This window comes from Bacteroides zhangwenhongii, from assembly GCF_009193325.2.
Lineage (GTDB): Bacteria > Bacteroidota > Bacteroidia > Bacteroidales > Bacteroidaceae > Bacteroides > Bacteroides zhangwenhongii.
In genome coordinates, this window is the sequence record NZ_CP059856.1 from 1,300,257 (window position 1) to 1,312,694 (window position 12,438).

At 43.3% G+C, this 12,438-nt stretch carries 11 protein-coding genes; 4 read left to right on the forward strand and 7 right to left on the reverse strand.

All coding sequences use genetic code 11. From position 1 onward, the window contains the following. Positions 1 to 12 precede the first annotated feature (12 nt). Both GD630_RS05155 and cydB read left to right on the forward strand, forming a co-directional pair. Complete coding sequence (locus GD630_RS05155; protein WP_143864579.1) at positions 13 to 1,584, forward strand: cytochrome ubiquinol oxidase subunit I; 1,572 nt, start codon at positions 13 to 15, stop codon at positions 1,582 to 1,584. Between the two features lie 11 nt (positions 1,585 to 1,595). Further along, positions 1,596 to 2,738 (forward strand): cytochrome d ubiquinol oxidase subunit II, encoded by a 1,143-nt coding sequence (gene cydB, locus GD630_RS05160; protein ID WP_143864578.1) that lies wholly within the window; start codon positions 1,596 to 1,598, stop codon positions 2,736 to 2,738. Positions 2,739 to 2,852: 114 nt separating this feature from the next. Here cydB and GD630_RS05165 read toward each other — a convergent pair whose 3' ends face one another. The 4 genes from GD630_RS05165 to wecB form a co-directional block, all read right to left on the reverse strand. After that, positions 2,853 to 3,806 (reverse strand): D-2-hydroxyacid dehydrogenase, encoded by a 954-nt coding sequence (locus tag GD630_RS05165; protein ID WP_143864577.1) that lies wholly within the window; start codon positions 3,804 to 3,806, stop codon positions 2,853 to 2,855. A gap of 23 nt (positions 3,807 to 3,829) precedes the next feature. Further along, positions 3,830 to 5,107 (reverse strand): replication-associated recombination protein A, encoded by a 1,278-nt coding sequence (locus tag GD630_RS05170; RefSeq protein WP_143864576.1) that lies wholly within the window; start codon positions 5,105 to 5,107, stop codon positions 3,830 to 3,832. Positions 5,108 to 5,112: 5 nt separating this feature from the next. Beyond that, entirely contained in the window at positions 5,113 to 7,689 is a 2,577-nt protein-coding gene (locus GD630_RS05175) for a DUF5686 and carboxypeptidase-like regulatory domain-containing protein (protein ID WP_143864575.1), read from the reverse strand. Positions 7,690 to 7,772: 83 nt separating this feature from the next. Continuing rightward, entirely contained in the window at positions 7,773 to 8,858 is a 1,086-nt protein-coding gene (wecB, locus tag GD630_RS05180) for a non-hydrolyzing UDP-N-acetylglucosamine 2-epimerase (protein WP_007759792.1), read from the reverse strand. A 92-nt stretch (positions 8,859 to 8,950) separates the two neighbouring features. On the opposite strand from wecB, the gene GD630_RS05185 reads away from it, so the two are divergent. Beyond that, the gene (locus GD630_RS05185; RefSeq protein WP_007759793.1) at positions 8,951 to 9,574 is read left to right on the forward strand and encodes a trimeric intracellular cation channel family protein; all 624 of its coding nucleotides are present in this window, start codon (positions 8,951 to 8,953) and stop codon (positions 9,572 to 9,574) included. Between the two features lies 1 nt (position 9,575). Here GD630_RS05185 and GD630_RS05190 read toward each other — a convergent pair whose 3' ends face one another. Further along, complete coding sequence (locus GD630_RS05190) at positions 9,576 to 10,067, reverse strand: DUF4251 domain-containing protein (protein WP_143864574.1); 492 nt, start codon at positions 10,065 to 10,067, stop codon at positions 9,576 to 9,578. Between the two features lie 268 nt (positions 10,068 to 10,335). Between GD630_RS05190 and GD630_RS05195 the strand changes: the two genes are divergently transcribed. Beyond that, entirely contained in the window at positions 10,336 to 10,839 is a 504-nt protein-coding gene (locus tag GD630_RS05195; RefSeq protein WP_007754006.1) for an RNA polymerase sigma factor, read from the forward strand. A 56-nt stretch (positions 10,840 to 10,895) separates the two neighbouring features. Here GD630_RS05195 and mtgA read toward each other — a convergent pair whose 3' ends face one another. Both mtgA and GD630_RS05205 read right to left on the reverse strand, forming a co-directional pair. Next, positions 10,896 to 11,648: a monofunctional biosynthetic peptidoglycan transglycosylase gene (gene mtgA, locus GD630_RS05200; protein ID WP_143864573.1), complete on the reverse strand. Its 753-nt coding sequence runs from the start codon at positions 11,646 to 11,648 to the stop codon at positions 10,896 to 10,898. Further along, complete coding sequence (locus tag GD630_RS05205) at positions 11,626 to 12,342, reverse strand: OmpA family protein (RefSeq protein ID WP_182505711.1); 717 nt, start codon at positions 12,340 to 12,342, stop codon at positions 11,626 to 11,628. The genes mtgA and GD630_RS05205 overlap by 23 nt, the downstream gene beginning before the upstream one ends. Positions 12,343 to 12,438: the final 96 nt, after the last annotated feature.

Genomic DNA, 12,438 nt, shown 5'->3' on the forward strand with positions numbered 1-12,438 from the left:
CAACATAAGATTATGATTGAAAGTATTGACACCTCGCTGATCGATTGGTCGAGAGCCCAATTTGCGATGACAGCTATGTATCATTGGATTTTTGTTCCGCTTACACTTGGACTGGCAGTGGTGATGGGAATCATGGAGACGCTGTATTATAAAACAGGAAATGAATTCTGGAAAAAGACTGCTCAGTTCTGGATGAAGCTTTTCGGTATCAACTTCGCTATTGGTGTAGCGACCGGTTTGATTCTGGAATTTGAATTCGGTACAAACTGGAGTAATTATTCGTGGTTTGTTGGTGACATTTTCGGAGCACCGTTGGCGATTGAAGGGATTTTGGCATTCTTCATGGAAGCCACATTTATAGCTGTGATGTTTTTCGGTTGGGGAAAAGTGAGCAAACGCTTCCATCTGGCTTCTACCTGGTTGACGGGATTGGGAGCAACTATTTCCGCTTGGTGGATTCTGGTGGCCAATGCATGGATGCAACATCCGGTAGGAATGGAGTTCAATCCCGATACGGTGCGTAACGAGATGGTAGATTTCTGGGCTGTGGCTACATCACCTGTGGCTGTCAACAAGTTCTTCCATACCGTATTGTCCGGTTGGGTGTTGGGCGGTGTGTTCGTGGTCGGCATTAGTTGCTGGTATTTGTTGAAGAAACGTAATCGTGAGTTTGCACTTGCGAGCATAAAAATCGGTGCTATCTTCGGACTAGTGGCATCGTTACTCGCCGCTTGGACAGGAGACGGTTCCGGTTATCAGATTGCACAGACACAGCCGATGAAGCTGGCTGCCGTGGAAGGCCTGTATGAGGGTGGAACGAATGTAGGACTGGTAGGAATAGGAGTGCTTAACCCTGAAAAGGAAACTTATGATGATGGGAAAGAACCTTTCCTCTTCCGTTTTGAGATACCGAGTCTGCTTTCTTTTCTGGCGGAACGTGATGCGGATGGTTACGTTCCGGGAATCACAAACATTATTGAAGGCGGTTATCAAATGAAGGACGGTACGACGGCTCTCTCGGCAGCCGAGAAGATAGAACGCGGGAAAACGGCTATTGGGGCATTGGCAGCCTATCGTGCGGCAAAGAGTGCAGGTCATGAAGAGGACGCGCAAGTGGCATATAAAGTGTTGCAGGAGAATATCCCCTATTTTGGATATGGGTATATTAAAGATGTGAATCAGTTGGTTCCGAATGTTCCTTTGAATTTTTATGCGTTCCGTGTCATGGTAATTCTCGGAGGATATTTTATTTTGTTCTTTATTGTAGTATTGTTCTTTGTCTATAAGAAAGATTTGAGTAAGATGCGCTGGATGCATTGGGTCGCTTTGCTTACTATTCCTTTGGGATACATTGCCGGACAAGCGGGATGGGTGGTTGCCGAGTGTGGCCGTCAGCCTTGGGCGATTCGTGATATGCTGCCTACGACGGCTGCTATTTCCAAACTTGATGTGGGTTCCGTACAGACTACTTTCTTTATTTTCCTGTTCCTGTTTACTGTAATGTTGATTGCCGGTACCGGAATTATGGTGAAGGCTATCAAGAAAGGACCGGATACGGGAGATAATATGAATACTAATCATTAATTGTAAAGGCTATGTATATATTTCTACAACAATATTGGTGGCTTGTCGTTTCCTTGCTGGGAGCTATCCTCGTGTTTTTATTGTTTGTGCAAGGAGGTAATTCTTTGTTGTTCTGTCTCGGTAAGACGGAAGAACACCGGAAAATGATGGTGAATTCTACCGGTCGTAAGTGGGAGTTTACATTTACTACACTGGTCACGTTCGGAGGGGCTTTCTTTGCTTCTTTTCCATTGTTTTATAGTACAAGTTTCGGTGGAGCTTATTGGCTTTGGATGATTATTCTTTTCAGCTTTGTATTGCAGGCTGTCAGTTATGAATTTCAGAGCAAGGCGGGAAATCTGTTGGGCAAAAAGACATATCAGACTTTTCTGGTGATTAATGGAGTAGTAGGGCCGTTGTTGCTTGGCGGAGCTGTGGCGACTTTCTTCACAGGTTCCGATTTCTATATCAATAAAGCTAATATGACGGATACTGTTATGCCGGTAATCAGTCATTGGGGGAATGGCTGGCATGGATTGGATGCACTGACAAATATCTGGAATGTTATTCTTGGATTAGCAGTATTCTTCCTTGCCCGTGTGCTGGGTGCGCTTTACTTCATTAATAATATTGCGGACAAGGAACTGACGGATAAATGTCGTCGTGCGGTGCAGAATAATACGATTCTGTTTCTTGTATTCTTCTTGACATTTGTGATTCGTACATTGGTTTCTGATGGCTTTGCCGTGAATCCGGATACACAGGAGGTTTATATGCAACCTTTTAAATATTTCATGAACTTTATCGAAATGCCCGTAGTTTTGATCTTATTCCTGATAGGAGTGGTGTTGGTACTCTTCGGTATTGGCAAGACGTTGCTTAGAAAGACTTTTGATAAGGGTATCTGGTTTACAGGAATTGGGACGGTATTGACTGTTTTGTCCTTGCTGTTGGTGGCAGGATATAATAATACTGCTTATTATCCGTCTTATACGGACCTGCAAAGCTCATTGACTTTGGCTAACAGTTGTTCTAGTGAGTTTACTTTAAAGACGATGGCCTATGTTTCTATACTTGTCCCGTTTGTGATAGCTTATATATTCTATGCTTGGCGTAGTATCGACCGTCATAAGATAACGGAAAAAGAGATGGACGAGGGAGGACACTCTTATTAAGTTGAGAGTTGAAAGTTGAGAATTGAGAGTTGGCTGCGCAATAGTAATATTATTGCGCAGCCGACTTTTTGTTTTAATGTCGGACTGGATAGAAAAACGGTTTTTTATTCTTACCTATTTGACTACATTTTCCGGTGTTCCGGCGATGTATGCTTGTAGATTGCTGATTGCAATGTTCATCAATCTTTCGCGGGCTTCTAGGGTTGCCCATGCAATATGTGGAGTGATGTAACAGTTCTTGGCTGTCAGCAACGGGTTATCAGCATGGGGAGGTTCGGTTGAGAGTACGTCTACTCCTGCTGCAAAAATCTTACCACTGTTCAGAGCATCTGCCAAATCTTGTTCATTGATTAGCGGTCCGCGCCCGGTATTGATTAAGATAGCTGTTGGCTTCATCATGGCAAGACGACGGGCATTAACCATCTCATGTGTCTCCGGAGTAAGCGGGCAATGTAAACTGATAATATCACATTCGCTGAAAAGTTGGTCTAAATCCATCTTCTTGATTTCAGGTGGTAACTGGAAATGAGACTTTGAAGTCAACGCATACACTTGCATACCAAAACCTATGGCAACACGTGCTGTTGTATATCCGGTATTTCCCAATCCGACCAGACCTATTTTCTTATCTCTCAATTCTATCAGCGGCGTGTCCCAGAAACAGAAATCTTTGCTGTTCGTCCAACGGCCTTTATGCACTTCTTCCGAATGGTGTTGCACTTGCTGGCTGATATTCAATATGTGCGCAAATACCATTTGGGCAACGGAAGCTGTACTGTATGAAGGTATGTTAGTGACAACAATACCCCGTTCTTTAGCTGCAACTGTATCAACTACATTGTATCCGGTAGCTAATACACCGATATATTTCAATTCGGGCAGTGCAGCCATGTGCTCTGCATTAATGATTACTTTATTAGTCAGGAGTACTTCAGCTCCGGCTGCACGTTCTAATACTTCTTCGGGAGCAGTACGGTCGTAAATCACGCATTCTCCTAAGGCTTTTATCCCTTCCCAAGACAAGTCGCCGGGATTGGCTGCAAAACCATCTAAAATAATAATTTTCATTTCGATTTTATATTAATAATATGTTATACGTCTTTTTTGAACTTGTCTCCCCACAGTTGTATCATCCGTTCGGCATGTTTCTGTTCTGCCGGATTATTCTGCGGTTTCCAGATACGTTTGTCTTTCAATTCGTCCGGAAGGAACTGTTGTTTCACAAAATTCCCTTCATAATTGTGAGCATACTTGTACTCTTGTCCATAGCCTAATTGCTTCATCAGCTTCGTAGGTGCATTGCGCAAGTGTAATGGGACAGGTAGATTACCTGTCGAGCGAACCAACTCCAGTGCATCATTAATGGCATTATACGCTGAATTGCTCTTAGGGCTGGTTGCCAGATATATGGTTGTTTCAGCTAAAGGAATTCTTCCTTCGGGCCATCCGATTTTCATCAATGTATCGAAACAGGCATTAGCAAGAAGCAAGGCATTGGGATTTGCCAAGCCGATATCTTCAGAGGCCGAAATAACCAGTCGGCGGGCAATGAAAGCCGGATCTTCACCGCCTTCCACCATACGGGCAAGCCAATAGATTGCTCCGTCCGGATCACTGCCGCGAATAGACTTGATGAAGGCTGAGATAATATCATAATGCATTTCCCCGTCTTTATCGTATGCCAACGGGTTTTGTTGTAATCGTTCGGTCACCATTTCATCAGTGATCACAACGGTGTCTTCAGCTTCGGATTCAACGACCAGCTCTAATATATTAAGGAGTTTGCGTGCGTCTCCACCGGAGAAACGCAGCATGGCAGTTGTTTCTTTTAGTTCGATTTTACGTTCTTTCAGTACAGTATCCGTAGTGATGGCACGTTGCAGGAGTTCCAGCAAATCTTCCTTCTCCAGCGATTTGAGTACATAGAGCTGGCAGCGGGACAGAAGCGGACGGATAACCTCGAACGACGGATTTTCCGTTGTTGCTCCGATCAGTGTGACGGTTCCGTTCTCTACAGCTCCCAACAAAGAATCCTGTTGTGATTTACTGAATCGATGGATTTCATCGATGAATAGTATAGGGCTGGACTGGGAGAAGAATCGGTTGCTTTTGGCACGGTCTATCACTTCACGCACATCCTTTACCCCCGAAGTCACTGCGCTTAAAGTATAAAACGGGGTTTCCAGCTTATTGGCAATGATTTGTGCCAATGTAGTTTTGCCTACTCCGGGAGGTCCCCAGAGGATAAAGGAGGAGATGCGTCCTGCGTCAATCATCTTTCGCAAGATAGCACCCGGTCCTACTAAATGTTTCTGACCGATATATTCGTCTAATGTTTTGGGGCGTAATCGCTCTGCTAAAGGTTGCATAATTCTTAGAATGCCATTAATACCATGAAGCGGACACCGTTTTTATTGATACCCGGATTATCACGGTAGGTGAAACGATGTACATATTCAATGTGCAGCAACTTGAATATATTATAGATACCCACACTTGCTTCAACATACGGAATCTTCGGATCCATGACAAAACTAGTAAATTTTCCATCACGCATCGGGAAGCGGAACAAATCGGGGTTGCTGCTTTTGAACGGATTGTTTTTGTCTGTCAGAGTACCCCATAAGGCACGGACCCGGAACATTTCCCTCCATTTCAGATTCTTGATAAGGGGAATACGATTGAATAGTTTGCCATTCATATCGTAAGACAATGAAACTGAAGCGAAACGGTCGTTCAAGAACTCCATATTATTAATAAGGTTGAACGTCTCGCGTTGGGTGATGTATGATAAGTTGGCTTCCGGCAGAATCAGTAACGGGAAAGGAACGGTGTTCCACTCGGCCCCTGCCTTTATACTGCAATCTATCTTTCCCCACGAAGATGGAAGCCAGAAACGTTTCCATACACTCGCTTCCGTACGGTTGAAACTATATTCGCCGCCCAACACTCCTTTGAATCCCATGGCATGAGTGAGTGTGAAGATAGGAGCGTCCAATGACACGGGGATACGACGCTGTTTGGAGTTGACAAATGATTCGCCCGGAGCATAGCGTAGTGTCAGGCTTGCTTCGGCAGTAGTGACGTCATGCACACGGGTTTGTGCGGCATCGTTACGCAAATACTCCAATTTTCCGGCAGGCTCGTCGTTACGGTGGCGGAGCATTGCTTTTATACCGAATCCTGTAAGTGTTTCAAGTTCATAGTTGATGGTAGCATCGCGCATATACGACATTTGGTCTACTGTCGTTGTTTTTAATGAAAGGAAAATGTTATCTTTATCTGTAAACAGGAATTTATCCATCGGAGACATTACATCATAACTGTAAGTTGCCGAGATATAATGCTTCGGGAACTCCCAAACCACATAATCGCGTTTGTTGAATGAATATGTCAGTGTTCCGCTGTATTTCCATCGTTTATCTTTCAGACCGTAGGCTCCATAGCCGTTCAAGAACCAGTGTTTGTTGAGATGAGCTGTTGTCATGCCACTTAACCGAAAACGGGTTCCATCAATATAGTTGCTCGAAATCATCGTATTGATAGGACCTATGTCCACTTTACTCGGATGTTTCTTGCTCCCTGTTTCTACAAAGTTTTCGATCACAGCTTTCGCACCGAAGATGATATACTTAAATCCCGGAATCTGTTCGAGTCTGTTGACGAATACATCCATTGTGCTTTCTGTTTTCGTCAGTGGTACTTGGCGAACACTAGCCCAGTATTCATCGCTTTTCGAGAGCATATCGGCTTCTTTTATCACACTGCCTTTCAAACGGAAAAGCCGTTGCTCTATAGGGTCGAACTTATAATTGCTATATTTTGTAGTCCGCTCTACCTGCAATCCCCCCACCGTTTTGTTTGAACTCCACGAGAGATCTACGGTCATATCGTCATCTGCCAATACCCAATTACCATTTGGTAGTTGTTCATACTGTTGGACGATATCCATACGGTTCACAAAATTGACTCCGGTCTTTTTAGGCAGGTTCATTGTACATTTCTGGACAGCATAGGTAGAATCTTTCAATACATAGAGATGTCCCGTAAATCCGAAATCCTGCGAATTCTGTGGAACAAATGTCAGATGTACGCATTCGCGCTTGTCCACCATCAACGTATCCATCAGATAATACTTATAAAAAGAAATCGCATTGCTACCTATAGGACTGACGAAACGCTGCTGAAGCAGACGGATCTCGTCATCATAGATGTTGATATCTGCAAAGACGTCCTTCAATACAGTGCCGAGCATATCTCCTGTAGAGAAGAATTCTTCGATACCATTGGAGTTTTTTCCTTTGATAATCGTTTTCTTACTTTCGGGATTTTTGCGGAAGATGGTTTGTGAAGCCGTTTCTTGTACAGAGATCGGGAGAATCAATTTATTGGTAGTTTCCGACACTTCTACCTGATCTCTAAGGAAAGAATATTTTTTGTAGATACCCTTCTCTAGTTTTTCCGGAGTAAGGTCATTGATAGACATTTTCATCTTTTCGTACTTATCGTACTGATAATATTCGTTCACTTCGAGGGCTTGCGCCTTCTTATGTTCGATTACTTTCTTCATGAACTCCACTGCCGGATTGTTCTTGCGCGAATATTTCTCTTTCTTAGGCTTTACAACGACTTCATTCAGAATCACGTTATCCGGAGCCAACTGAACATTGACCGTCTGATTGCCATAGCTCACTTTTACTGTCTTACTGATATAGCCCACTGCGGAAAATACAAGTGTCCCCCCGTTTCTACGGGCTTCGAGACTGTATTCTCCGTCAATATTGGTGATCGTACCCATATCCTTTTTTTCTTGGTAGTAAACAGATATATACATCAATGGCTCATGAGTCACCGAATCTGTAACTACTCCCTTTATCTGCTGCGCAAAAGCGTTTGAGGCCGCCAATATGAGTAAGATCAGTATAAGTATTTTGCTATATCGTTGTTTCATAAACGTTCTTAGTAGGGCTGCAAAGTTAACAAATAACTCTGAGGATGGTTGAATATATAACTTTTTTTACCCATCATTGTTGGTTATTTACTCGTAAGGATCTGTACGATACGCTCCGCTGTGCGCCCATCCCAACGTTCGGGAAGCTCGCCTCTTTTCCATTCGCCTTTCATTAATGTGTCCATTGCTTTGGCGAGAAGAACAGGATCTTCACCGACAAGTTCGTTTGTTCCCATCCGCCATGTTTCCGGATGTTCGGCGTATGTATTGAGTGTAATACATGGAATGCCTAAGAATGTCGCTTCTTCGGCTACATTGCCTGAATCCGTTATGATTCCTTTTGCCTTGTTTATCAGATAACCGAAAAACAGATAATTCTGAGGAGGCATGATATGCAGGTTCGGTGCTTCGATTCCTAATTCTTTAATGGCATTGCGTACATACGTGTGCATTGGAGCTACGATAGGCATACCGGCAGACTTTTCGATTAATGTTTGCAAAAGTTGTCGGAGATTCTCCTTATTATTGAGCAGTACACGCCGATTCAGGGTAAGTAGGAGATAATTACCTTCTTGCAGTCCCAATACGGAAAACCATATCGGCTTGAGTAACCGGTTTCTATTATATCGGATAGTATCTATGAGGATATTACCTACATAATATACGTTTTCGTTTTCTGTTCCCGTCTGGTTCAGATTACGGTTGGCAACCATACCGGCAGTGAACAGATAGTCGGATAGCCCGTCTGTGATCATACGGTTTACTTCTTTCGGCATTTTCATGTCGAAGGAACGGGTTCCCGCCACCAGATGCGCCACTTTGATTCCTTGTTTTTTAGCGACGATGGCACAACTCATCGTTGCTGTCAGATCATCCACTACAAGGACTACATGAGCAGGATTTTCGGTTAGTTCCTGTTCAAAAGCTATCATGATTCCGGCTGTCAAGCTCGTAGGATTGCTACTTTCCACTCCCAGATAAACATCGGGAGCTTTCATGTCGAGGTCCGAAAAGAGAGAAGCATCCAGACTTGTATCCTCTTTCTTGCCTGTATATACCAATCGGTACGAGATACTTTTACCCAGCGCCCGTGCGGCTTCAATAGCGCGTGTAATGGGGGCTATCTTCATGAAATTGGGGCGTGCCCCGGCAACAATTGTTATTTTCATACTGTTTCTATCTTATTCGGTTTAATTCGTGAAGCAAAAGTACATTTTCTTACGGAATTTATTCGTTACTTTGCATACAAAATAACAAATATATGCCCACATTCGTTCAAATTCTTGATTTTATAGGCACATTTGCCTTTGCCATCAGTGGTATCCGGCTTGCGTCGGCTAAGCGTTTCGACTGGTTTGGAGCCTATGTTGTAGGTCTTGCTACTGCGATCGGTGGTGGTACTATCCGTGATGTTCTGCTTGATGTTACTCCCGGCTGGATGACAAATCCTATTTATCTGATATGTACGGGACTTGCTTTGCTGTGGGTTATTTGTTTCGGCCGTTGGCTGATCCGGCTCAATAATACCTTCTTCATTTTTGATACTATCGGGCTCGCTTTGTTCACTGTGGTAGGTGTGGGAAAAAGTATCGCTTTGGGATACCCTTTTTGGGTAGCTATCATTATGGGTAGTATAACGGGAGCAGCCGGTGGGGTGATTCGTGATGTGTTTATCAATGAGATCCCCCTCATCTTCCGAAAAGAAATTTATGCGATGGCCTGTGTGGTAGGAGGCATTGCCTATTGGATTTGTGACCTAGTAGGGATCGAATCATACGGTTGTCAGCTGATAGGCGGATTAGTAGTCTTTCTAACCCGCATCTTAGCTGTGAAATATCATATTTGCCTGCCTATATTAAAAGGGGGAGAAGAGGGGGAAGACTAGGCTAATCTTCCATCTCCAGTTCGCCTTGGAAACTGATAGACTGACGGTTCTGCATATTCACATTGATGCTTGCCTCACCATTCGTATATACTTTGGCTCTGAATTCATATCTGTCTTCCGGATTCCGGGCAACGAATTCGATAACGGCATTTCCTTTTTTATCCATTTTCATATCATATTCTTTAAGGGGAGCTCTGAAATTGAGTCCGTCACCTCCACCATACGGGATACTGTAGGCCCGTCCGAAATAAGGCAAGTAGGAGATAACCGAGTCATTTCTGATTTCCAATGAGTAGGGAGATGTCAAGGGAATGGAGCGCCCGCGCATCGGCATGGCGGTCCTGACATCTATCTTGTAATTCTCAGAAGCGATGAGCTTCTTGACAGCTTCTTTTTTCTGCTCTTTCTTCTCTTGTTTACTTTGAGCGGAAAGGGTAGGGAGTCCCACTAGCAAGGCTAGCAATAACATAAAGATTTGTTTCTTCTTTTTCATATCAATTGTATTTAGGTTGATATAAGTATAACAACCAAATTTACTAAAAAGTCGGGAACTCCTCTGTTTTCTTTAATGAAAATTAAATAGAAAATTCGGCTTTTCCCCGATTTGCACCACCCAAAAACTATCAAAAAGCACCTAAAAACTATCATTTGATAGAATTTCCCCTCATAAATAACGGAAATTACCCTTCCGAAGAGGAAAAATACCTTTAAACTTGCAAACATCGAGAAAAACGAATATTAACCATTAAAACCTTTAAAGTATGAAAAGTTTAAGTTTCAGAAAAGATTTAATTGGAGTTCAGGAGGAGTTGCTTCGTTTTGCTTATAAATTAACGGCTAACCGTGAAGAAGCAAATGATTTATTGCAGGAAACGTCTTTAAAAGCATTAGATAATGAGGACAAATATGTTCCGGACACAAACTTCAAAGGATGGATGTACACCATCATGCGCAACATCTTTATTAATAACTACCGAAAAATAGTACGTGACCAGACCTTTGTAGACACTACCGATAATTATTATCATTTGAATTTGCCGCAAGATTCCGGATTTGACAGTACGGAGGGCGCGTATGATTTGAAAGAGATGCATCGTGTAGTCAATGCATTGCCAAAAGAATATAAGGTACCTTTCTCCATGCATGTGTCGGGATTCAAATACCGTGAAATAGCAGAGAAGTTAGGATTGCCATTGGGAACGGTGAAGAGCCGTATCTTTTTCACACGTCAGCGTTTACAGCAAGAGTTGAAAGATTTTGTATAAATGGGGATAGCACACAGTCGGACAAGTTTATCAGTGAAAGGAGCAAGAGAGATTTCTCATTGCTCCTTCTTCGTTTTCTTGTTTTTACCTTGTTGCTTTCTTATGGTCTTTTCTTCCGGTGGGAACTTGGGAACCAGATTCATTAATCGTAATATCTGTTTTTGACGTTTTAGGATATATGGCGAAGGCTTCGCAGAATTGAAGCGTATCGGGTTAGGGAGGGTAGCGGCGATAAGCGCACATTGTCCCCGTGTCAGTTTGGCGGCTGTTGTTCCGAACTTTATCTGGGCGGTAGCTTGTGCACCATAGATACCATTTCCCATTTCAATGGAGTTGAGATAAACCTCCATGATTCGTTCCTTCGACCAGAATAATTCGATCAAAAAGGTGAAATATACTTCAAACCCTTTTCGTACCCATGAAGATTTAGGCCATAGGAACACATTTTTGGCTGTCTGCTGGCTGATGGTGCTTGCTCCCCGTTTTCGCTTACGTGTTTCGTTCTCTTTCATTGCTTTCCTGATCTCTACGAAATCGAACCCGTTGTGTTCCGCAAAACGGTTATCTTCGGAAGCTATCACCGCCATCGGGAGGTTAGGGGATATCTTATCAAAAGAAACCCACGTGTGTTTCCACGTGGGTTTATCTCCTGAGAAAATCTGCTGAACACTTCGAATAATCATCAGCGGAGTGATATAAACCGGCATAAACCGATAGACAATGACCGTCAGTAAGGTCGATGCGAAGAAAAAAATCAGCAGGTTGCGTGTATAGCGCAGTAATTTTTTAATTAGCAGCTGCCTGTGCATCTCTGATCATCTGTTCGCTAGCGTACATATATACTTCTACACGGCGGTTCTGTTCGCGGCCGGCTGCTGTATCGTTGCTTGCAACGGGATCGCTTTCACCCATACCTTGCACACCTTTGATCTGGTTGCTGGACACACCGCAACTCAACAGATAGCTTGCCACACTCTGTGCGCGTTCCTGTGACAAGTTCAGGTTTTTCTGGCGACTTTGTTCAGCCGTACTGTTTCTCCATCCTTGATTGTCGGTATATCCATAGATAGATACGTCCATATCACGGTTCTGGTTAAGTACATTATTTGCGAATTTGCTTAATGCGGATTTAGCGGCAGGACTCAAACTTGCGTTACCTGTTGTGAAAAGGATACCCGAGTCGAATGTTACTTTTACGGCTTTCAGTCCGTTGTTATCCGTAATCTGTTCTACTTGCGCACCTTCTATTTGTTTTGCTTCGGCTGCAGCTTTATCCATTTTCTTTCCGATGAGAGCACCTGTACCTGCGCCTACTGCCGTACCGATGGCAGCGCCGATAGCCGCACCTTTACCTTTACCGATAACGCCTCCCAGGATAGCACCCAAAGCAGCGCCCGAACCTCCACCTATAGCCGCACCTTTACCGGTGTTATTCATACTCGCACAGCCACTGAATATCATGGCAACACTCATAAAGAGAACCATAAACTTCATCTTGTTCATAATGTTGATGTTTTTAATTAGTAAAAAAATAATTTCATACGAATCATATCGTATGATGAATAACACCGCAAAGATATATATTATTTAGCAAAGGTG

What these genes read in the sequence shown, in the direction of transcription:
- GD630_RS05195 (WP_007754006.1), top strand. Translation starts at nt 10,336, where the DNA reads ATGAAAAGTTTAAGTTTCAGAAAAGATTTAATTGGAGTTCAGGAGGAG.
- cydB (WP_143864578.1), top strand. Translation starts at nt 1,596, where the DNA reads ATGTATATATTTCTACAACAATATTGGTGGCTTGTCGTTTCCTTGCTG.
- GD630_RS05155 (WP_143864579.1), top strand. Translation starts at nt 13, where the DNA reads ATGATTGAAAGTATTGACACCTCGCTGATCGATTGGTCGAGAGCCCAA.
- GD630_RS05175 (WP_143864575.1), bottom strand. Translation starts at nt 7,689, where the DNA reads ATGAAACAACGATATAGCAAAATACTTATACTGATCTTACTCATATTG.
- GD630_RS05205 (WP_182505711.1), bottom strand. Translation starts at nt 12,342, where the DNA reads ATGAACAAGATGAAGTTTATGGTTCTCTTTATGAGTGTTGCCATGATA.
- mtgA (WP_143864573.1), bottom strand. Translation starts at nt 11,648, where the DNA reads ATGCACAGGCAGCTGCTAATTAAAAAATTACTGCGCTATACACGCAAC.
- wecB (WP_007759792.1), bottom strand. Translation starts at nt 8,858, where the DNA reads ATGAAAATAACAATTGTTGCCGGGGCACGCCCCAATTTCATGAAGATA.
- GD630_RS05190 (WP_143864574.1), bottom strand. Translation starts at nt 10,067, where the DNA reads ATGAAAAAGAAGAAACAAATCTTTATGTTATTGCTAGCCTTGCTAGTG.
- GD630_RS05165 (WP_143864577.1), bottom strand. Translation starts at nt 3,806, where the DNA reads ATGAAAATTATTATTTTAGATGGTTTTGCAGCCAATCCCGGCGACTTG.
- GD630_RS05170 (WP_143864576.1), bottom strand. Translation starts at nt 5,107, where the DNA reads ATGCAACCTTTAGCAGAGCGATTACGCCCCAAAACATTAGACGAATAT.
- GD630_RS05185 (WP_007759793.1), top strand. Translation starts at nt 8,951, where the DNA reads ATGCCCACATTCGTTCAAATTCTTGATTTTATAGGCACATTTGCCTTT.